General features: G+C 42.7%; 17 protein-coding genes and 1 tRNA gene. 7 read left to right on the top strand and 11 right to left on the bottom strand.

Features of this window, described 5'->3' with window-relative positions; translation table 11 throughout:
- Positions 1-534 precede the first annotated feature (534 nt).
- On the top strand, positions 535-1,806 hold the full coding sequence (locus tag ZOBGAL_RS07380) for an exopolysaccharide biosynthesis polyprenyl glycosylphosphotransferase (protein WP_013992915.1): 1,272 nt from the start codon (positions 535-537) through the stop codon (positions 1,804-1,806).
- A 317-nt stretch (positions 1,807-2,123) separates the two neighbouring features.
- Complete coding sequence (locus tag ZOBGAL_RS07375; RefSeq protein ID WP_013992913.1) at positions 2,124-3,326, top strand: sensor histidine kinase; 1,203 nt, start codon at positions 2,124-2,126, stop codon at positions 3,324-3,326.
- Positions 3,327-3,633: 307 nt separating this feature from the next.
- Here ZOBGAL_RS07375 and ZOBGAL_RS07370 read toward each other — a convergent pair whose 3' ends face one another.
- The 6 genes from ZOBGAL_RS07370 to ZOBGAL_RS07345 form a co-directional block, all read right to left on the bottom strand.
- Entirely contained in the window at positions 3,634-4,206 is a 573-nt protein-coding gene (locus ZOBGAL_RS07370; protein ID WP_046287393.1) for a hypothetical protein, read from the bottom strand.
- A gap of 195 nt (positions 4,207-4,401) precedes the next feature.
- Positions 4,402-5,010: a collagen-like protein gene (locus ZOBGAL_RS22640; RefSeq protein WP_013992911.1), complete on the bottom strand. Its 609-nt coding sequence runs from the start codon at positions 5,008-5,010 to the stop codon at positions 4,402-4,404.
- A gap of 216 nt (positions 5,011-5,226) precedes the next feature.
- Entirely contained in the window at positions 5,227-6,108 is an 882-nt protein-coding gene (locus ZOBGAL_RS22635) for a helix-turn-helix domain-containing protein (RefSeq protein ID WP_013992910.1), read from the bottom strand.
- 268 nt (positions 6,109-6,376) lie between these two features.
- Entirely contained in the window at positions 6,377-10,270 is a 3,894-nt protein-coding gene (locus tag ZOBGAL_RS07355; RefSeq protein ID WP_013992909.1) for a hybrid sensor histidine kinase/response regulator transcription factor, read from the bottom strand.
- Positions 10,271-10,765: 495 nt separating this feature from the next.
- A tRNA-Ala gene (locus tag ZOBGAL_RS07350) sits at positions 10,766-10,842 on the bottom strand.
- A gap of 75 nt (positions 10,843-10,917) precedes the next feature.
- The gene (locus tag ZOBGAL_RS07345) at positions 10,918-11,718 is read right to left on the bottom strand and encodes a universal stress protein (RefSeq protein WP_013992908.1); all 801 of its coding nucleotides are present in this window, start codon (positions 11,716-11,718) and stop codon (positions 10,918-10,920) included.
- A 51-nt stretch (positions 11,719-11,769) separates the two neighbouring features.
- On the opposite strand from ZOBGAL_RS07345, the gene ZOBGAL_RS07340 reads away from it, so the two are divergent.
- Genes ZOBGAL_RS07340 through ZOBGAL_RS07330 form a run of 3 tightly spaced genes read left to right on the top strand, consistent with a single transcriptional unit; the run spans position 11,770 to position 14,422 of the window.
- On the top strand, positions 11,770-12,270 hold the full coding sequence (locus tag ZOBGAL_RS07340) for a GNAT family N-acetyltransferase (protein ID WP_013992907.1): 501 nt from the start codon (positions 11,770-11,772) through the stop codon (positions 12,268-12,270).
- A gap of 10 nt (positions 12,271-12,280) precedes the next feature.
- Positions 12,281-13,615, top strand: coding sequence for an MATE family efflux transporter (locus ZOBGAL_RS07335; RefSeq protein ID WP_013992906.1), 1,335 nt, complete (start codon positions 12,281-12,283; stop codon positions 13,613-13,615).
- Positions 13,616-13,654: 39 nt separating this feature from the next.
- Entirely contained in the window at positions 13,655-14,422 is a 768-nt protein-coding gene (locus tag ZOBGAL_RS07330) for an enoyl-CoA hydratase/isomerase family protein (protein ID WP_013992905.1), read from the top strand.
- Between the two features lie 176 nt (positions 14,423-14,598).
- Here the strand turns inward: ZOBGAL_RS07330 and ZOBGAL_RS07325 are convergent, their stop codons facing one another.
- Complete coding sequence (locus tag ZOBGAL_RS07325) at positions 14,599-15,240, bottom strand: 2OG-Fe(II) oxygenase (RefSeq protein WP_013992904.1); 642 nt, start codon at positions 15,238-15,240, stop codon at positions 14,599-14,601.
- A gap of 87 nt (positions 15,241-15,327) precedes the next feature.
- Between ZOBGAL_RS07325 and ZOBGAL_RS07320 the strand changes: the two genes are divergently transcribed.
- On the top strand, positions 15,328-15,780 hold the full coding sequence (locus ZOBGAL_RS07320) for a 6-pyruvoyl trahydropterin synthase family protein (RefSeq protein ID WP_013992903.1): 453 nt from the start codon (positions 15,328-15,330) through the stop codon (positions 15,778-15,780).
- Between the two features lie 39 nt (positions 15,781-15,819).
- The gene (locus ZOBGAL_RS07315; RefSeq protein ID WP_013992902.1) at positions 15,820-16,593 is read left to right on the top strand and encodes a UDP-2,3-diacylglucosamine diphosphatase; all 774 of its coding nucleotides are present in this window, start codon (positions 15,820-15,822) and stop codon (positions 16,591-16,593) included.
- On the opposite strand, the gene ZOBGAL_RS07310 is transcribed toward ZOBGAL_RS07315, so the two are convergent.
- From ZOBGAL_RS07310 to ZOBGAL_RS07295, 4 genes are all read right to left on the bottom strand, one after another.
- Entirely contained in the window at positions 16,583-17,842 is a 1,260-nt protein-coding gene (locus ZOBGAL_RS07310) for an MFS transporter (protein ID WP_013992901.1), read from the bottom strand. The two genes, ZOBGAL_RS07315 and ZOBGAL_RS07310, sit on opposite strands and share 11 nt — an antisense overlap.
- A gap of 331 nt (positions 17,843-18,173) precedes the next feature.
- The gene (locus tag ZOBGAL_RS07305; RefSeq protein WP_013992900.1) at positions 18,174-18,560 is read right to left on the bottom strand and encodes a VOC family protein; all 387 of its coding nucleotides are present in this window, start codon (positions 18,558-18,560) and stop codon (positions 18,174-18,176) included.
- A complete protein-coding gene (gene recJ / locus ZOBGAL_RS07300; RefSeq protein ID WP_013992899.1) occupies positions 18,557-20,245 on the bottom strand; it encodes a single-stranded-DNA-specific exonuclease RecJ in 1,689 nt (562 codons plus the stop codon). Before recJ ends, ZOBGAL_RS07305 begins: the two co-directional genes overlap by 4 nt.
- Positions 20,246-20,520: 275 nt before the next feature.
- A complete protein-coding gene (locus tag ZOBGAL_RS07295; protein ID WP_013992898.1) occupies positions 20,521-20,877 on the bottom strand; it encodes a four helix bundle protein in 357 nt (118 codons plus the stop codon).
- Positions 20,878-20,927: the final 50 nt, after the last annotated feature.

Genomic DNA, 20,927 nt, shown 5'->3' with positions numbered 1-20,927 from the left:
AACTCAGGGAACCCTTTAATATTTCTTAATAAAATGTTAATTCAAATATTCTTGATTTCAAGGGGGTTTTTCTGATTGATTCAAGATTATACTTTTTTAAATTGAATTATCATCTTGTTTTTAAGCGAAGTATTGATAAATGTATATCGATTTCATCATATCTGTGAAAATAATTTATCGATATGCTATTTTCTCGGTGAAAGATGTATTTACTTTAAGCTTTATAAGCATACCTACTTTTGTTGCAAATTGAAGAAACGTAGTAAATCAAGGCCCCCATTTTTTAGGTTCCTTGGCTTGCCTTCCCCAATGTTTTTTCACTTTCATTTGGCTTCAACCTATTGAATACATAGGAGTCTATTTTGAGGGGCAATGTCATATCCCCATATTTTAGATTCCGGTAATAACAGTTCAATAGTTGATACTTTTTGGTCCTAATAACTTAAAGAGATGATGCGTATGAAAAAGTCTTTGTTAATCATTCCGTTTTCAGTTTTAATACATTTATGCATTGTTAATGGGGTACTTTACTTCATGACCCCCCTTACATATTTAGAAGGAACCAATGCGCTCTATTATAATTTGGCTTGGCTCATTGCAGCCTTCAGTCTTAATTACTACCCTACGGAAAGAAGGGAAAGGTTTGAGACCAATCTGGGCAAATATTTTAGGTTGCTAGGTATTTTCGGGCTCGCCTATTTTGCGCTTTACGGCTTTAAATCTAATGGAGTTTATGCTTTTGAATACCGTGCTACGGTCTATTTGGTCGTTTGTTTGTTCATAACCGTTTATAGGTCTTTCTTCTATTGGGTTAGGACCAAATATAGATTGTACGGCGGAAACTTTACAAACGTAGTTGTGGTAGGCCGGGATAAAAACCTTAAGAAAATCAGGAAGGTGTTCGATCAACCGGAATTGGGGTATCGGTACAAGGGTTTTTTTGACGACCGCCCTTCTGTGAGTCCCACGTATTTGGGAAAGATGAACGATTGTTTTAAATACGTGCTTGAAAATGATGTTGACTATATCTATTGCGTTACATCGAACCTTTCGAAAAAGGAGCTGGAGTACTTGATTACTTTCGCCGATAACAATTTGAAGAAATTGATGATTATTCCCGATAACAAGGAGATTTTTACACGTTCTATGTCCATTGAACTCTATGACAATATACCGGTTCTCGCAATGCGAAAATCGCCCTTAGAGCTTGAATATGCTCCGATCATAAAAAGAACTTTTGATTTGTTGTTTTCTTCCTTTGTGATTCTTACGGTATTGTCATGGCTTACGCCTATCCTCTTTGTGTTGATGAAATTAGAGTCAAAGGGTCCCTTGTTCTTCAAGCAAAAAAGACATGGGGTCAATAGAAAGCCTTTTTGGTGTTACAAATTTAGGTCTATGACACAGAATGCAGAGTCAGATACCCTTATGGCCACTAAAAACGATATGCGGGTTACCCGTATCGGTAGAATATTACGTAAGACCAGTATTGATGAGTTACCTCAGTTTATCAACGTTTTTCTGGGCAATATGAGTGTGGTTGGCCCAAGGCCGCATATGGAGTCGCACACGGAAATGTACGAGACTTCTATTGATAAGTACCTAGTTCGGCATTTTGTAAAACCGGGCATTACGGGCTTGGCACAAATAAAGGGCTATCGGGGCGAGATTATGAAAAAGGCCGATATTGTCAACCGCATTCGGTTCGATATTTTTTATACCGAGAGCTGGTCTCTCGGGCTTGATTTGAGTATAATTTATTTTACGGTAGTAAATGCCATCCGTGGAGAGGAAAAGGCATATTAGACGGGTTAAGATGATCGGGTTTGAATCGTCCGCCAGCGAAGTATAAAAGGGAACCGCCAATTGTTTTTGGCGGTTTTTTTGAAGTATTATGAAGACCCGGCCCAGCTACGTGATTCGCTTATAGATGATGGATATTTCGGCCTTTCCATGTTTTAGATTCTATTTTTTCAAATATAAAAAGATGCTTAGATAATGTAATTTGCAAACTATGGAATTGTGATTGTTTTGGGGTTTGACATTCAGGGATTTGCAATCTTAAAAGAAAGTTTTTACCTATACTTTTTTGTTGTACATTAAATGAATCTAAACCTTGGTGAATGATTAAACCGGAAATTCCACTTAACGAAGAGTACAGGCTCAAGGCCTTGGAAAGTTTTCATATCCTGAATACCTTGGAAGAGGAAGAATACGATGCCATAACCCATATTGCCGCGGATATCTGTAATACGCCTATGGCCTTGGTCTCCTTGGTAGATTCGAATCGGCAGTGGTTTAAATCGCATTACGGTATCGATGCTACGGAAACGCCGCGTGACCTGGCTTTTTGTGCCCATGCTATTAATGCGCCGGAAGATTTGTTCGTTGTTGAAGATGCGAGCCAAGATGAGCGTTTTCACGATAATCCTTTAGTTACGGGCGGGCCAGGGGTTCAGTTCTATGCCGGGGCACCTTTGACAACGAAGGAGGGGCATTCCATAGGCACCTTATGCGTTATTGATACCAAGGCTAGAGACAACTTCACCGATCGACAAAAGGCTTCCTTAAAGGCATTGGCCAATCAGGTAATGGCCCAATTGGAACTTCGGCGTCAAAACATCCTTCAAAAAAAAATAAATGATGAACTAAGTATAAAGAATGCCCAACTCAAGCATTTTACCTATCGTTTGGCCCATGATTTAAAGACCCCCCTCTTAGATATAAGCGCTTTGGTCGGGTTTATAAAGGAAGATTATCTGCACTTATTTAAGAATACCGAAATTGTTGGGTGGCTCGATACCATAGACAATCGTGTGGGATATATGGATACTTCTTTCAATGGTATTATGAACTACACCAACATCATGAACGATGAAATCGAGTTGCAAGAATTTCACATTGAAACGCAAATCAATGAAATTGTAAAAAAAGCGGGTGGAGCCGCTACTATCGATTTGAAACTTGAAAATTGCGGGCACGAAATAGTTCAGTCTTTAAAAAGTTTCGTTCAGATATTTTTTGAATTGATAATGAATTCCGTAAAGTTCTCGGAACGATCGGTGACCGAACTTCTAATTGCATTCTCAGAAGACAACGAGGGTTATAATTTTACCTACCAAGATAACGGACCGGGCATACCGGAGAAATATTGGGATAAGGTTTTTGTCATGTTCGAGACCTTAAGTTTTGAAAACACTATGGATACAGGCATCGGTCTAGCCACGATCAAGGCTATTGTTGATAAGCTTGGGGGAAAAATAGAGTTAGGCCATAGGCCCGATAAGAGACCGGGGGTCTATTTTTACCTGAGGCTTCCCAAGTGAACATAGGGGTCGACCCAACGTATTCTACATTGTTTTGTACAATGAATGGTTAGAAAACGCTGGGTAAACGTGTTCCCCCTATGCCTTTGGGGCAACTTCTCTCTTGCAACCCGCTATGGGTTGGGTGAATACCCGTACTTCCACAACTATTTTTATCATTCCATTATAGCTTGGAGCCGTCACAAGAATGTAAGGTCGTTTTTTAGTTCAATTTGTTGAGCTTTTACCTAGTTTACTATGGTAGAATCTTTGTTGCTACGAATGGCGGGCAATAGAAATAGACGAAAGAACGCGATTTTTTATGGGTTTACTTAAGTTCATAGGTTACCATAATATCGTAGTAAAACTCACCTGGCGGTCTGTCGTAGTATAGGCTAACCCCATATTGTTTTCCGAAAACGCTTCCATTTTCTTGTACCGATAAAATGTTTCCTAAGTCCTTATTCATGGTTTTGGCAAGAAGCGAGGCTTGTTTATATGATTTGTCAAAGGCCATCTGGGTGATTTTTTCTGCTTCGCGGTCATCGATTTGAATATTTGAGGTCATATTCAGGCTCTGAATAAGGGGCGATTTAATTTTCAAAAACTGTTTCATGTTCTCGGCCGATTTGGTCTTATATTGATAGATAATACCTTCTTTATTGTATCCCATGGTTTCAAAGCCAAAGGTGCCCGGATGCTCTTTTATATCGTTCCAAGACAAGCCGTTATCCTCAATGATTTTTTTAAAATGCGCTCTCATTTGATCGATCTGCATTTTGTTGATGCTTTGGTCCGAATAACTGTCGGTTAGGGAGACGTCCGCTTTAAAAACAGGGTCGGGGTCGATATAGATAGCCCGTGCGCTCACTCTTATCGTATTCGGCTGTTGTTGTGCCATTGATAAGCTGCAAAGGAATAATAGAATTAGTGTTATGCTTTGTGTCTTCATATCTGTTTTTTATGGAAATGTAATTTGGGTGAGGATGTTTTGTTCTTGTACCGTTGCTAGACTTTTGCCTTAAGATGAAAGTCTATTGCCAAGGTTTTGGTAGAAAAAAAGGAGGCCGTTAACAGCCTCCTTATAGAACTGGCTTTATTTGGGAATATTAAAATGTGCCACGATCTCGTCATAGCTCATTTTTGAAAAATCCATAGTTTCCGTCTTGGTAGTCACTCCCCCAATTCCATTTTTAGCTTTAACGCCTCCGGGAATCAACACATAGCGATACGTACCGAACAAAGTCGTCCCTATATTCGAACCGTCTACGGTAGCCAGCCTGATATTGATTATGCCCTCGTCAAAATAGTAATAGTAACTGACCCCTTGGTTGCCCAAATAGGGCAGGGCATACACATTGTTGTTCGAGGTTACCTTACCGTATACCAATACGGTGCCGGTCTCGACGAACTCTTCGCTAAGTCCCGCCACATCTACAGAGCCATTGGCCGTCGACGACTCTATATTACCGTCATCGCCGAGAATAGGCGAATCAAACCAATCGGAATAAATCACATTGGCCGTACCTGTTTCCCCCTGCTCGCCATCGGCACCTGCTTCACCTTGTGGACCCGTCGGCCCTTGTTCCCCTTGTTCACCTTGTGGACCTTGAGGCCCAATATCACCGTCTTCACCATCTTTGGAGCAGGCAATGGTAAGCAATCCGAAGAATGTTAGGAAAAGTACGTTTCTTAAAGTTTTCATAGTAATTGTTTTTTGTTTATAATTCACTTGATTTAATAGAAAGGAATCGTTGATTCCCCTTATTTTTAATTGTTGTTGTTCTCGAATGTCAAAGTGTTCTATTGGCTTGCCAGGGTCGATTTTTTTCGACAAGAAAAATTTCCTTATTAAGGTTACAGGTGCAAACCTAATCGTTAAGTCAAGGGGGGGAGTCCTGTATCTTTTGGATTTAAAAAATCAGGATAATACGCAGCAATCGTTCTTGTACTGCAGTGGGGTAAGGCCCGTATGTTTTTTAAAGGCCGAATAAAAAGCGGATTTGGAATTGAACCCGGCTTCGAGGCCTAAAGAAACGATCGTATAGTGGGCATAGCGGTCAGAATTTAGATTTTGTTTGACATCTGCAATTCTATACTCATTGATAAAATCGATAAAACTTTTGTTCAAAAGACTGTTGACCATACTTGATAGGTAGCATGCGGAAATGCCAAGTGCTTCGGAAACCGAGTTCAAGCTCAGGTTGGGGTTGCGGTACAGCTTTTTGAACCGCATGAGTTCTTCCAATTTTTTAAAGTATTGGTTGGCCTTGGTAAAGTTTTTTTTGGTCTTTAAGTTGAGCGCTTTGATTCTTTGTGCACAAAGTGCGGCAATGATATTCAATAGATGTAGGTGCTTCTCCGTAAAAAACGCTTTTTGCGGATGCTCAGAGTCTATAATGCCGAATAGGGTGTCATTTATAATAATGGGCACGCATATTTCCGAAAGGCGTGATGCATCGTCAACGATATATCTTGGGTCTTTAGAGGTATCGTTGATGATTTCAGCTGATTTTGACATAGCCACACTACCTACGATTCCCTCGCCCAATTCGAGTTTAATCCGATTGTGTATACGCTCATCGAACGGATTTTTAACACCATAAGCGGCATGTTGCGTTAGTTGGCATGTTTCGTAATCGTAAGTGTAAATAACGCAGTCAATGAATCCCAATCGATGGATCACGTTTTTGGTAATATCCCAAAGTATTTCATCAATCGTTTCTTTGGAACTTAAAGAGGTTGAAAAGAAGCTAATGGCCCTGATTTCTTCTAGGGTACTCAATGTGGTGGAATCTTGCATAATCCAAGGGTTTTAAATTTGAGGGGGAAAGGACAAATACCGTTCGGAATATCATAGATGTGAGTTAGGTGGGATTTTGATGATTTTTGATGATGGTAAAATTGGTATAGAAAATGCCTGCTTGAAGCCGTTTGCAACGAAATTACACGCTGTATGGGAACTAGACCTTTAACATTGTTGTCAAAGTCTGGATTATTTGCTCATGATGCAGAATACTGTTGGAGTATTGTTGCCTTATTTAAGATAAGGAAAGGGTTAAGATACTGTTTTATAGGTTTTTATGTGTTTCACTTGGCGGATGGCCAAAAGCTTTTGAAAAGACCCTTGAAAAGTAGGCTGGATCGTCAAAACCGACTTCATATGCCACTTCCGAGACGTTTTTTTGTGAGGTTTTTAGAAGCAAACGGGCTTTTTGAAGCCTTACGGTTTGTATAAACATACTGGTTGATGAACCGGTAAGTGCCTTGAGTTTTCGATGTAGATGGCTTCGGCTAATGCCCAATTCCCTGCAAAGTTCTAAAATGCCGAAACCGCTATTGTCTATATTTTTTTCTATGATACTTCTTACTTTAAGAACAAAAGCATCGGTTTCGATGGCACCTTTTGAATTTTGGCCGTCCCAAAAAACGGGATTGCGATATTTATCGCGTAACACTTCCCTTTGCTGCAGTAGTTGGGCCATACGAATGATAAGTTCCTTTTCATCAAAGGGCTTTTTCAAATAGGCGTCGGCACCAAGTCTTAATCCCTCAAGTTTCGACTGGGCATCTGATTTGGCCGTAAGCATGATTACGGGTATATGATTGGTGACAGGATTCGACTTTATGGCGTGGCAGAGCTCGAATCCGTCTTTTCCGGGCATCATCAAATCGGTTATTACCAAGTCGGGTACGGATTCGAGAACATTTTCCCATCCACTATTACCGGTCTGGCTAAAGTTCAGTCTATACTCTTGGCTTAAAATAGTCTCCAAATACGAACAGATGTCCAAGTTGTCCTCTATGATTTCAATCAAAGGCAGTTGGTCGTCTATGCCCTTGCAGTCTTGGATCGGTTGGTTTCTAACGAGATATTCTTTAGGTTCTTGATCGTATGGAATTTGCTCCGAGGCTTCGTTTAAAATAGGGAGGGTTATTTTAAAACAAGAGCCTACTTGCAGCCTGCTTTCAACCTTGATAGCCCCCTTCATAAGATTCACCAATTCTTTGGTAAACGATAATCCGATACCCGTTCCGGCCAATTGCCCTTTGGCTTGGTAGTACCGGTCGAAAATCAGTTCTGAATCTTCCTTTGAGATACCGATACCATTGTCTTTTACAACAAATTCGGCCTTGTCGTCTTTCTGTGCTATTTGAAGATAGATGTCTCCCTTTATACCCGTGTTTTTAATGGCATTGGAAATCAGGTTAGAGAAAATATGTTTTATTTTCTGGGGGTCGAAATCCATGTAGAGCGTTTCTACTTCGGATAAGAAATGCAAGCGTATTTCTTTTGCGCCGGCCAAGGATTCGAACGAACTCGATATATATTTGAGGTACACGATAATATCGCCGTGCACCATCTCTAGTTCCAATTTTCCCGCATCGAGTTTTGAAAGGTCAAGAATTTGGTTGATAAGATCGTTCAGTTCATTACTGTTTCTACTTATGGTCTTTGCGAAATGGGCTGTTTCTTTATTTCCTTTTTTCCGTAGGGTATTGGCCATACCTGAAATAATGGTCAAAGGTGTTTTTAGTTCATGGGCAACGTTGTTGAAAAAGCTCGTTTTAAAGGAATCGAGCTCTTGAAGTCTGTTTTTTTCCGCCAGATCGAGCTTCCTTTTCAAAAGGTAGCTGTGAACGGCAAAGAGCAAAGATATGAACAGCAATACGTAGGAGGCGTATGCTAGGTTGGTTTTCCACCAAGGCGGGTTGATTACGAATGTCATTCGTATGATGTCGTTGGTAAAATCTAGATCGGGGTTAATGGCGGCCACTTCAAGTCCGTATTCGCCCGGAGGCAAACTATTGAAGGTTACACTGCGCTCATTACCATTGTCTTGCCAAGTGTCGTAGAGGTTGTCTACTTTGTACTTATAGGTCGTTTTTTCGGCCAAATGGTAATTCAGGGTCGTATAGTTGACCGTGACCGAGTTGTTGTTATGGGTTAATACCAAGTCTTTATGTTTCGGAGAAAGCTTTCGTACTTGTTCCTCGCCCGATTTCGAAAGTAATCGCGTGTCAGTAAAAAAGAAGTCGATTTTAGGTCTTTCAAAATCCCTGAAGGCACTGGGGTCAATAATCTCTATGCCATTGTCGGTTCCGAAAAATAAGGAGCCATCGTGGTTTTTGTAGACCGAAGACAGTAGAAAGTTGCTGCTTTTTAAGCCATCTTCCTGACCAAAGAAATTGAAGACACCTGTATTTTGGTTCAGTTGAAAAATACCGTTACCAATGGTGCTGCCCCAGATATTGCCAAAATTATCCTCTACCATGGCCATGATTTTTTCATCTTTTAGCCCGTCTTTTTTGAGGTATCTCTTAATTTCAAAGCTTAGAGGGTCTATGGCGTTCAAACCGGCATCGGTTCCTACCCAGATAGTACCGTCGGAAGCTTCTAGTAAGGAAGTGGTCAAGCGATTGGAAAGACTGTTTTCATTTCCCGGCACATAATTGATGTTTCTAAATGCCGCGGTATCGCCCGATTTCAGTCTTTGGGGATTCTCTAAAAGATAGACGCCCGATTTTAAGGTACAGGCCCATAATCTACCCTTGGAATCGATGAGCAGGTCAATTCTCGGAATGTCCTTTAAAGTAGGAATGTCGGCTATGTCATAGGTTTCAAATCGATCCGAAGCTTTGCGGTAACATACCAGGCTTTCATCGGAAATCATCCATAGATCTCCCGTTTTATCCTCGGTTATAGACCAGCCTCCCTTGAAATATGAAGCTGATAATACTTTTGTTTTGAAGGAAGCGGTATCTATCTCAAATAGGCCATTGCCGATAGCGAAAAGCCTACCGTCATCGGAAAGGTGCATACCGTAGATTTTCTTCGGAAGAATTTCTTGAAGCCTTTTTTTCTTATCCAATGAAAAGAGTCCTTCGTTGGAAGCGATGAGCAAGGTACTGCCCACCTGATAAAACTCGCGTATATCGTTGAGGTTTTTGCCTTCAGGAAGCAGATGGCTCGAATGAAACCTTGAAGTAAAAGTAGAGATGAGCGCCAAGCCTTTGTTGGTGCCTATCCACATATTTTTATGAAGGTCTTCGAAAAAGCTGAGCGCCTGTACGCCCGTCATATCTTTTTCGAACATGCTTTCGTAAGAATGAAATTCTACCGAATCGAGGTTTTCGTCCACGATTGAAATGCCATTTTCCCCACCGATCCAAATTCTATGGTCCGAATCTTCAATAATGGGACTATTGGCAAAAAACAGCGATACCAGGTTGTCGATCTTAAGACGTTTAGAGATGTTGTAGGTTCCGTTTGAACCTTCAAAGACCAATAATGAATTTTTCTCAAGGACTAAAAGCCTATTCTTTGAATCAAAAAAGCTTTTTTCTATGCGTTTCCCCCCATTTTCGAATAGCAGCGTATACGATTGGGTTTGGTCATTATAGGAGTAAACTTCTTTTCGGCCTAGAAAGAAAATTTGGCCCGATCGATTGGTGGTGATATCGATGACTCTTTTCTCAAATATTCGATCAAAGGTATTTTTGTTCTGTCTTTTTAGAAAAAGGCCATCTTCGCTCGCTATATATAAATCTCCTTCTGTAGAAGCGGTCATTTTATTGATCGATGTAATGGTGTCATTTTCGTAGACAAAGGCCTCGTGGGTAAATTCATTTTTCTCTACATCGATTCGGTCGAGGCCTCCATAGGCAACACCAAGCCATAGTTCGTCTTTCGATTTTTTTTCGATGCACTTGACCCAATTGGCTATCGGACTGTTAGAGTCGTCGGGGCTATGGGTATAGCTTTTAAAGGTATAACCATCAAAGCGGTTGAGGCCATATTGGGTGGCTAACCAAATGTAGCCCTTGTCGTCTTGTGTAATATCGGAAATCCAGTTGTTTGAAAGCCCATCACGGGTATCCCACACCTTGGGTTTATACTGTGCACTGGCACTGTATGAGAAAAGTACCAAAAGAACTCCACAAAGCTTAGTAATGAAACGCATAAGGTTTAAATGGCCATGTTATTCAAGATTGCTCCTTTGGTTTGGGTATGTCCTTTAGAAGGCAATCGAATTTATAAAGGTACACAGTTGTTGTATCCCAAGGGTCGATTTTTTGTGTCAATTGCCGTATTTCCGGTGTCAATTGACATGAATTAAGTGTTGCCGGAAAACTCTATTAGTTTCCGCAAGTATAAACACTTTCCGTACCCAAAGCATAACAGGAAAACCAAAAAATACGAGTATAAGTTAAGACCTATGCCCTATTTGGGCAAGCCCGACGACTATATTTTAATATTCTAATTATGGCACATGGCCGATGGGTAGACTATTATTTTTCTGTTTTTTGAAAGGCGGAAAAGTATTGGCTGTCATTTGGTTATCCGCCGACACTTAGATAAACGTAGGGTTTATTTAGGTAGGGCAAAATAACCCAAGATCAATTCTATCGAAATAAAAAAGGCTCCAAGAAATGTATCTTGGAGCCCTGTAATAGCTTGGTGGAGAATACCGGAGTCGAACCGGTGACCTCTTGCCTGCCAGGCAAGCGCTCTAGCCAGCTGAGCTAATCCCCCGTTTTGGCTAGGTGCAAAGGAAATACTTTTTATGAAAGTATCAAAATAGTTGGGCAAGTAATTATCGCAACTTTTTTAATCCTTCTTTACACTGAGTACAAGTACCGGAATACGGGCCGAGAACTCTGATTTAGGTATGGTATTCTTTTCCCAAAGTTTTTTGAAAAACCCTCTTTTGTGCCTAAAAACGCACAATAGGTCCGGATGTTGCGCCTGCATGTGTTCGAGTACGCCTAGGTAGGTCGTTGGGGCCTCGGTCATGGTTATCTGTGAGCTGACATCCATCAATGCCGTGTTGATCCGTAGATCGGCATCGGAGTAACCCGGTGTTTTTACCAAAAGTAGGTTTACCGTAGACCCGAATTTTTTCTTAATGTCCAACAAGGGGTTTAGAATACGGTTTCTTTTGAGTATACCCGATTTAAAGGCGGTCAGAATATTTTTAGGAGGGGCCATTACGCTGCCCTTGGGTACGATCAGGGTTGGGATGTCGGTCTGTTTGATGATTTTCCCCGAGGTATTGCCCAAATACAGCTCTTCGGTAACATCATTACTCCGTGGCGCCATGATGATCAAATCGATGCCCAGTTCCCTGTCGATATCCTTTAGGCCATCGACGATGCCTCCATTGTAGGTGGCAATCTTGATGTTAACACCTTTGGCGTCTATCTTTTCAATGACCTCCTTTAGGCGTTCTTTTCCACTTTCGGCCAGTTTTTGCGGAACATTGGCCAAACTTTTACCGGCCCCTACCGAAACATTGAAAACTTCCATCACATAGACCTGTGAGGAAAACACCGCGGCAAAGTCTACGGCATATTGTAAAGTACGGTGTGCATCGGGTGAAATACCTATAGGTACTAGTATGTGTTTCATATTGTTTTCGGATTTATCGTTTAAATTTACAATTTAATTGGATTTGAAAAAATGATTCGACCCGCTAAGAGATCCGAAATTGGTAAAATTCTGAATTTGACCCAAGCTTGTGCGGCCGCAATGATGGCTAACGGCATTTATCAATGGAACGAGCATTATCCTTCTCGGCAGGCATTTGAGTGCGATGTCGATAGAAAGGAACTGTACGTTTTGGAGGAAGATAACCAAATTATCGGAACTATGGTCATCTCCACTTTTATGGATGAAGAATATAAACCGGTTCGCTGGTTGACGCCTACCGATAAGAATTGCTACATACATCGGGTGGCGGTACATCCTGATTTTCAAGGCAAGGGTTATGCCCAACAACTAATGGGTTTTGCCGAAAACTACGCGCGGGAAAAGGGGTTTTCTTCCCTACGCTTGGATACCTTCAGCCAAAACAAGCGGAATCAACGGTTTTATGAAGCTAGGGGATTTCAACGTTTAGGCGATATTTTCTTTCCGAAACAGAGTGGGCATCCCTTTCATTGTTATGAATTAGTGTTGTAATTTCGCCCCCTTGAAGGCTGAAATCAATTTTAGGTCCATTAATAAATTGGCGATACCTGCTACCGTTGCTGGTATTGCAGAACCCCTATTGTCCATTACCGATACGGCCATTGTGGGGAATATTCCCGTAGACGGACTTGAATCGCTTGCCGCGGCAGGTATTGTCGGCTCCTTTCTTTCGATGTTGATATGGATTTTGGGCCAGACCCGAAGTGCCATATCGGCCATTATTTCCCAGTATTTGGGTGCCGGACGTATCGCTGAGGTAAAGACCTTGCCGGCCCAAGCTATTTTTCTGAATATCGGCTTGAGTATTCTCGTTTTGCTATCCACCATTTTTGTGGTAGAGGATATTTTTCAATTGCTCAATGCTACGGGCAAGATCCTTGACTATTGTGTTTCGTACTATTCCATACGGGTTTGGGGCTTTCCGTTGACCCTTTTCGTTTTTGCCGTCATGGGTATTTTTCGAGGGTTGCAGAATACCTATTACCCGATGTTGATCGCCATTGTCGGGGCCGTTCTCAATGTAGGCCTTGATTTTGCCTTTGTTTACGGAATAGAGGGGCTCATAGAACCTATGTATTTGGAAGGAGCGGCATGGGCGAGCCTTTTGGCGCAGGCTGTTATGGCCATTATGGCTTTTGTCTTGTTGGTGACAAAGACCAATATAAGCCTTCGCTTGAAATTGCCGGTACATGAAGAGTTGGGCAGATTGGTGGTTATGAGCCTCAATCTCTTCGTTCGTGCCTTGGCCTTGAATACCGCATTGATATTGGCGGTGCGTGAAGCAACCGATTTAGGGCCGAAGTTTATTGGCGCCCATACCATTGCCGTTAATATTTGGCTGTTCTCCGCATTTTTTATCGATGGGTACGCCGCAGCCGGAAATATTATGGGAGGTAGGCTCTTGGGAGCAAAAGATTATAAAGGCTTGTGGCAATTGGCAAAGAAAATCGTCTACTACGGTCTATTGGTCAGCGTGGTATTGGTGGTGGCCGGCTTTTTGTTCTATAAGCCGATCGGACTCCTCTTTTCAAAGGAGGCCGTAGTGCTCAATGCATTTTATGCCGTATTTTTTATCGTGATCTTGGGACTGCCCATGAATACTATAGCTTTTGTTTTTGATGGAATTTTTAAGGGGATGGGGGAAATGAAGTACCTTAGAAATACCCTGTTGGCGGCAACTTTCCTCGGGTTTGTACCTGTTGTCTTTTTAGGAAAGTATATGGGTTGGGGACTCTACGGAATCTGGATCGCCTTTACCGTATGGATGGCTATACGGGGCGGGGCCCTGGTCGTTAAGTTTATCAGAAAGTTTCGGCCCCTATTGCAAAACCATTAATTTTGATTGATACCTTTGTTCAACAATTAAATTACAGCTATGGGAACTACCCGGGAAAATGGAAGCCTTTATACCAAAATCGATAATAAGGTCGCTACTATAGAATTTGGTCACCCTGCGAGTAACTCTTTTGTAGCGGAGCTTTTAGATCGGTTGACCCTAGAGTTCAAAAAACTCTCTGAAAACAATGCTATAACGGTTATTGTGCTCAGATCTGAAGGAGACCGCGCTTTCTGTGCGGGTGCATCATTTGACGAACTTATGGCGGTCTCGGATCTAGATGAAGGTAAGGTGTTTTTTAGTGGTTTTGCCCATGTCATCAATGCCATGCGCCAATGTAAAAAGGTAATCGTGGGCCGTGTTCAGGGCAAGACCGTTGGCGGAGGTGTAGGCCTAGCGGCTGCGTGTGACTATGTCTATGCTTCGGAAGCTGCCTCCATACGGTTGTCTGAATTGACTATAGGAATCGCTCCCTTGGTAATAGCCCCAGCTGTAGAAAGAAAGATAGGAACCGCCGCTATTTCTGAACTTTCATTGGCTCCGACCGAATGGAAAAATGCCTATTGGGCACAGGAAAAAGGACTCTTTTCAAAGGTTTTCGACGATATGAGGGAATTGGATAAGGAACTTGATTTTCAGGTACAAAAACTGGCCGAGTACAATCCGGAAGCCCTTGAAGAGTGGAAAAAAGTACTATGGCAGGGTACCGACCATTGGAACGAACTTTTGGTAGAGCGTGCCGCTATTACGGGAAGGCTGGTACTTTCTGAATTTACCCGTAACGCCCTTTCAAAATTCAAAAAATAACAATAACCCACTGTAGTTGACGTTTTACTTTTTTAAATCTCAGTTATGAATATTTTAAATTTCTTGAATGGTGACCTTGTTTTTCCCATTCTCGCCCTTTTTGTAGTGGTTGTCTACTTTGTAAACCGCGTTCGCACAAGAAGAAAGTTCAAGAGGTAGGTTCTACATTTTCAAAATCAACGGGTTTTTAACCAGCCGGTAATGCTAAGGCGTTCCCGTTTTGCGGGCTTCACCTCATGCTCCAAATCGCGACTTTCAAAGATGACCGCCCTGCCCGGAAATGGGTAAACGGTTTTTGGTATTTCGCCATTTTTCCCGTTTAGATAAAGTACCAATTCACCTCCGTGTTCAGGTTGCCAGTCGTCTTCGTTCAGATAACAAACGATGGAGAGCTTTCGTCGGTCATCGTTTTGAAAGGTATCTAAATGTCTTTCGTAGAATTTTCCTTCCGGATATACGGCATAGTGAAATTCCTTCCTTAAAATTCCCAAGAAACAGGTGCGGTTCAGGTAGGAGGCTAAATCGTTGATTTGGTCGAAAAACAAATTTTGGGCGTCGTTGGTATGGCTTTCGTCCATCCAAAGAATAAAATCGCCCCGAATACCGGTCTGTATCACTTCGTTCAGTCGGTTGCCAATGGCCGCTTTTTTGAAGAGGTCGTCCTCGTATTTTTCCAAGAGGTCCGTGCGCAATGCACTTACCGTGCTTTCCGAAAGTAAATCGTCTACAATACTATAGCCGTTTTCCAAGATGTCGGAAATTATCTTTTCGTATTGCGGGTTCACCGCAAAGTCTAGTTGCCCATACAGTTCTTCCACTTAAAACAAAATTAAAAAGCCGGTAAATGTAATCTAAAAACGAATTGGTTTTACAAATTGAATACCTTTGTGGCACAATCATATTTCATGGGTATAATCAGGATCACCAAGCAGTTTAATTTTGAGACCGGCCACGCGCTTTACGGCTACGACGGAAAGTGTAGAAATGTGCACGGCCATAGTTATAAATTATCGGTAACCGTTATCGGTAGGCCCATTACCGATACCTCTCATGTAAAATTGGGTATGGTCATCGATTTCGGTGACCTGAAGAAAATTGTAAAGGAGGAAATTGTAGATCAATTTGACCATGCTACGGTTTTTAATAAAAACACCCCACATGTAGAGTTGGCCAAAGAGCTGACCGATAGGGGGCACAACGTTATCTTGGCCGATTATCAACCGACCAGCGAAAATATGGTCATCGATTTTGCAAAAAGAATAAGGGCAAGGCTTCCTGAAAATATCAGTCTACACTCCTTAAGACTTCAGGAAACCGATACTTCGTTTGCCGAATGGTATGCATCGGATAATCAATAATACTTCTTTAAAAAGGGTATTCGTTATATTTGACCTCAGATGAAAACCATTACCGTTCCACAAGGCAAAAAAGTCTATTTTTCCAGCGACAACCATCTCGGGGCGCCCACTAGGGCCGAAAGTCTTCCGCGCGAAAAAAAATTCGTCGCTTGGTTAGACGCCGTAAAGGAAGATGCCGCTGCCATTTTCTTGATGGGAGATCTTTTTGATTTTTGGATGGAATACAAGACGGTAGTGCCCAAGGGCTTTACCCGTACCTTGGGAAAATTGGCCGAAATATCGGATTCGGGCATACCGATTTATTTCTTTGTAGGAAACCACGATCTCTGGATGAACGGTTATTTTGAGGAAGAACTCAATATACCGGTCTTTCATAAGCCACAGCAATTCAATATAAACGGGGTCTCCTTTTTCGTGGGTCATGGTGATGGCCTTGGTCCTGACGACAAGGGGTACAAACGTATGAAAAAGGTGTTTACCAATCCTTTGGCCAAGTGGCTGTTTCGATGGTTGCACCCAGATATAGGCGTGCGTTTGGCCCAACACCTTTCGGTTAAGAATAAACTGATTTCAGGTGATGACGACGCCCAGTTTTTAGGAGAGGACAAAGAGTGGTTGGTGCAATATGCCAAGCGAAAGTTAGAAACCCGTCATTACGATCACTTCGTCTTTGGACACCGTCACTTGCCCATGGAAATAGAGGTGGGCGAAAATTCAAAATATACCAATCTGGGCGATTGGATCCATTACTACACCTATGCCGTTTTCGATGGCGAAGAGTTAAGCCTTGAAAAATTCGAACTCAAGCATTAGCCTCGTGCTCATCAATATCCTTTTGTAGATCCAGTTTTCTAAAGGAAGGCGAAACTATCGCTGTGGCGCCAACGGTCAGCAAGGTCATGGCGCCGCCAAAGACTACTGCCGTTACCGTGCCCATCAGTTTTGCGGTGAGTCCGCTTTCAAAAGCTCCCAGCTCGTTAGACGAACCTACGAACATCGAGTTGACAGATGCTACGCGTCCTCGCATATTATCGGGGGTTTTAAGCTGCAATATGGTCTGGCGGATGATCATAGAGACCCCGTCTACGGCGCCACTCACGAACAAGGCTATTACCGAAAGCCAGAAATAGGTAGAAAGGCCGAAGACAATCATACAGATACCAAAACCGAATACGGCGAGCAACAGTTTCTTCCCGGCATTCTTATGTAGGGGGAAGCGAGTAGATCCCAACATGGTGAGTGCTGCGCCCACGGCGGGGGCGGCCCGTAGTACCCCAAAACCTTCGGAGCCAACGTTGAGGATGTCTTGTGCGAAAATGGGAAGAAGCGCTACCGCCCCGCCAAAAAGTACGGCGATCATATCTAAGGTCAACGCCCCAAAAACGGCTTTGGTGCTGAACACAAAGCGAAGCCCTTCGCGCAGGCTTTGAAATACGGGCTCTCCAATTTTAGGGTTGAGAATGGGTTTTTTTGAAATCTGGAAGAGGGCTATGAGGGCCATGACCGAAAAACCGAATATCAGGCACATAGACCAGTGAACCCCTATCCAGCTTATGGAGAACCCGGCCAGGGCAGGACCTAAAACCGATGCCAATTGCCAAGTAGTACTGCTCCATGTGGCCGCGTTGGGATATATTTTTTTGGGAACGATCAGGGCAATCAGCGAAAAGATGGTAGGCCCGAGAAAGGATCGTACAATACCGCCAAGGAATACTAAAAAGTAGATGCCGTATAAAATGGTTCCGGTGTCGACCTTTTGGTCAAGGGAGGGCCAGCTGAGCATAAAGAGCCCGAAGCTGATGACCGAGAATCCGAAGATGCATTTGACCAAGAGATTCCGCTTTTCGGTTTGATCTACAATGTGTCCTGCAAAGAGTGCCATCGATACGGCAGGGATGACCTCCATGAGGCCGATGATTCCTAAAGAAAGCGGGTCTTTGGTCATAGAATAGACCTGCCACTCAATAACGATAAACTGCATGGACCAAGCAAATACCATGGCAAAGCGAACCAACAAAAAGATATTGAATTCTTTAAAACGTAGGGCGGCATAAGGATCCATAAAAACGCTTTTTCAAGAGAAATAGGGCGCAAAGGTATTACTATAAACCGACGAAATGTATGTGAATACGTCAATTTTTTTGTGGGGATTCCATTTTGTAAAACCGACTGTTCGGTCGGTGAACTAAGGCGTTGTAATGACCGTAAAATGGAGTTTTATCGATAAACGGTTAGTTTGTAGATGGGAAAAGTACAAAAGAGAGGCAAGCATTGGAAGGGAAGAAATAAAACCGACCGAGTGGTCTGTTGCCCGGTTTAAAGCGTGTTGGCCCAAACATAGAAATCGGTTTTTGTTGGTACTGAAATCGAGTCCGACCTTAGATAAAAGATCGTTAAACGGTAATTTCGATTCGGTTGCCCTCTGGGTCTTTGATAACGCTTTCATAATAGCCGTCTCCTGTAGTTCTTGGTTCACCAGGAACCTGAAATCCGTCAGACCTAAGTTGTTCGGTAATGGCATCTACTTTTTCTTTTGAGCCTACGGAGAGCGCGAAATGAATAAAGCCCAAATGTTCTTCTGTAGAATCTGATGCTTTAGTAATGTCCGGTTTGTGCATAAGCTCCAATCGCGAGCCTTCATCAAAACTTAAAAAGTGAGACGTGAAGTTTTTATTCGGGTTGTGATACCGTTCTCCGCAAACAGCACCAAAGTAATGTTCATAAAAATGACGGGTGGCTTCAAGGTCAGATACCCATATGGCGAGGTGTTCTATTTTCATTGTATGTCTTTTAGTTTCATTTGCAAGCTTACGTTTCCTTGCCATTCATTTTCATCCAAGGAAAAAACGGCACTGAAAGGCTGCCTGTTCGCCACTATGGAAAGCTTGTCGCCCATGTTAAAACCGATGCCCCCTATGGGCCCGATTCCGTTTTGGGTGGCGGCCAATTTTAAATGGGCCCCATCTTCGCCGACGCCTTTGGCGTAGCCTGTATCCTTGAGGTTTTCTGCCATGAATACCGGGGTCATGTTGCCGGGGCCAAAGGGGGCAAATTGTTTGATGATGCGCATGAGCTTTGGGGAAATATCCCTAAAATCGATTTGGGCGTCTACGGAAATTTCCGGAATCAAGAGGTTCGGGTCTATGGTTTCAGCGACTACCTTTTCAAACCGGGCCTTGAATTCTTCGTATTGCGATTCCTGCAGGGTGAGGCCCGCAGCATATTTGTGTCCCCCGAACTGCTCAATACAGTCGGCACAGCCCTGTAGGGCGTTATAAACGTCGAAACCCTTTACCGAGCGGGCCGAAGCGGCCAGTTTCTCGCCACTCTTGGTAAAGACTAGGGTTGGGCGATAATAGGTTTCGGTAAGGCGGGAGGCTACAATGCCGATTACACCCTTATGCCAAGATGCTTTATAGACTACCGAGGTAAAGCGCTCTTCCTCTTTGTTTTCTTGGATCTGTTCTAGGGCTTCTTGGGTAATCTCTTTGTCGAGTCCGCGCCGGTCTTCGTTGAATTTTTCGATTTGGGCGGCAAAAGTCTCCGCTTGGGCCAGATCGGTTTCGGTCAACAGGTTTACGGCATGTTGCCCGTGTTTCATACGGCCCGCCGCATTTATCCGCGGAGCGATCACGAAAACTACATCGGTAATGGTAAGCACCGTTTTCTTGATTTGGTGGATGATCGCCTTAAAACCGGCTCTCGGATTGGTGTTGATTACCTGTAGTCCGTAATAGGCCAAAACCCTGTTTTCTCCCGTAATAGGCACAATGTCGGCGCCAATGGCGGTAGCCACTAGGTCAAGGTAGGGAATCAGGTCGTGAATGGTATGTCCTTGCCTTGAGCCCAAGGCCTGAACGAGCTTGAAGCCTACCCCACAGCCACAAAGTTCGTCGTAGGGGTAAGTGCAATCACCGCGTTTGGGATCGAGAACAGCCACCGCATCGGGAATATGGTCGCCTGGTCTATGGTGGTCGCAAATAATAAAGTCTATTCCTTTTTCTTTGGCGTAGGTTACTTTGTCAATGGCCTTTACCCCACAGTCAAGGGCAACGATCAATGAAAAGCCGTTGTCGTCGGCGAAGTCGATTCCCTTAAATGAAACTCCATATCCTTCGGCATATCTGTCGGGAATATAGGTGGCCACGTTAGGATAGTAACTCAGTAGGTACGACGAAAGTAGGGCCACGGAGGTAGTTCCGTCTACGTCGTAATCGCCATAGACCAAGATGTTCTCGTTATGGGCAATGGCTTTTTCTATACGGGCTACGGCCAAATCCATGTCCTTCATTAAGAAAGGGTCGTGCAAATGGCTCAATTGTGGGCGAAAGAACTTTTTGGCTTCTTCGTAAGAAGAGATTCCCCTTTGTAATAACAATTGGGCCACTAATCCATCAACATGAAGCGCTTGTGCCAATTGGTCGATTTCATCTTGTTGGGGTTTCGGTTTAATGGTCCAGCGCATAGGGTGTATTGTGTGAAAGTTTTAGGTTAAAATCAAGTTCAAGTTTGAAGTGCAAGCTTAAAGTTCAAAGTTCAAGTTCAAGTTCAAAGTTCAAGTTCAAGTTCAAGTTCAAAGTTCAAGTTCAAAGTTCAAGTTCAAAGATCAAAACTCAGGCTCAAGCTCAAGATTTAAGTTCAAGCTCAGGTTCAAAGTTCAAGTTCAAGTTCAAGATTTAAGTCCAAAAGTTAATTTCAAAGCTCAATTTAATATGGATGTGCGATAATATACTAAGAAAATTAACTGTGTTTTTTGTTCCTGATAATGGCGGCAATGATTTTAATTAATTGTTGAACCTCATCTGTCAGGAGATTTCTTTTGGCTTCGTTGCCATACTCTATTTTGTTCAAAATCTTCAAGTTTACCCTAGACTCCTTTAGTTCTTTTAAACAAATACTTGCTTTGTGAACGTAATCTTTGGAGGTGTGCGTGCCTTGGGCTTCACCAAAATTAAGCGCAGAACTTCCGGCCGAACGTAAGAGTTGGTTACCGTAATATTCCCCGGTAAAGTCTTTAGGGAGTTCTCGACAAAAAATAGCAATATCGGCAGCAAAGTTTACCAATCTATCTTCTAAATCATACTTTTTATCGTCCACAATATTAAGCTTATTCTTTAGCTTTCAACTTAAAATTTCAACTTGAACTT

Source organism: Zobellia galactanivorans (assembly GCF_000973105.1).
In the GTDB taxonomy this organism is placed as follows: domain Bacteria; phylum Bacteroidota; class Bacteroidia; order Flavobacteriales; family Flavobacteriaceae; genus Zobellia; species Zobellia galactanivorans.
Note: the sequence above shows the minus strand (reverse complement) of the source record. Positions and strands in the feature narration are given on the sequence as shown.

What these genes read in the sequence shown, in the direction of transcription:
- ZOBGAL_RS07380 (WP_013992915.1), top strand. Translation starts at nt 535, where the DNA reads ATGACCCCCCTTACATATTTAGAAGGAACCAATGCGCTCTATTATAAT.
- ZOBGAL_RS07375 (WP_013992913.1), top strand. Translation starts at nt 2,124, where the DNA reads ATGATTAAACCGGAAATTCCACTTAACGAAGAGTACAGGCTCAAGGCC.
- ZOBGAL_RS07370 (WP_046287393.1), bottom strand. Translation starts at nt 4,206, where the DNA reads ATGGCACAACAACAGCCGAATACGATAAGAGTGAGCGCACGGGCTATC.
- ZOBGAL_RS22640 (WP_013992911.1), bottom strand. Translation starts at nt 5,010, where the DNA reads ATGAAAACTTTAAGAAACGTACTTTTCCTAACATTCTTCGGATTGCTT.
- ZOBGAL_RS22635 (WP_013992910.1), bottom strand. Translation starts at nt 6,108, where the DNA reads ATGCAAGATTCCACCACATTGAGTACCCTAGAAGAAATCAGGGCCATT.
- ZOBGAL_RS07355 (WP_013992909.1), bottom strand. Translation starts at nt 10,270, where the DNA reads ATGCGTTTCATTACTAAGCTTTGTGGAGTTCTTTTGGTACTTTTCTCA.
- ZOBGAL_RS07345 (WP_013992908.1), bottom strand. Translation starts at nt 11,718, where the DNA reads ATGAAACACATACTAGTACCTATAGGTATTTCACCCGATGCACACCGT.
- ZOBGAL_RS07340 (WP_013992907.1), top strand. Translation starts at nt 11,770, where the DNA reads ATGATTCGACCCGCTAAGAGATCCGAAATTGGTAAAATTCTGAATTTG.
- ZOBGAL_RS07330 (WP_013992905.1), top strand. Translation starts at nt 13,655, where the DNA reads ATGGGAACTACCCGGGAAAATGGAAGCCTTTATACCAAAATCGATAAT.
- ZOBGAL_RS07320 (WP_013992903.1), top strand. Translation starts at nt 15,328, where the DNA reads ATGGGTATAATCAGGATCACCAAGCAGTTTAATTTTGAGACCGGCCAC.
- ZOBGAL_RS07315 (WP_013992902.1), top strand. Translation starts at nt 15,820, where the DNA reads ATGAAAACCATTACCGTTCCACAAGGCAAAAAAGTCTATTTTTCCAGC.
- ZOBGAL_RS07310 (WP_013992901.1), bottom strand. Translation starts at nt 17,842, where the DNA reads ATGGATCCTTATGCCGCCCTACGTTTTAAAGAATTCAATATCTTTTTG.
- ZOBGAL_RS07305 (WP_013992900.1), bottom strand. Translation starts at nt 18,560, where the DNA reads ATGAAAATAGAACACCTCGCCATATGGGTATCTGACCTTGAAGCCACC.
- recJ (WP_013992899.1), bottom strand. Translation starts at nt 20,245, where the DNA reads ATGCGCTGGACCATTAAACCGAAACCCCAACAAGATGAAATCGACCAA.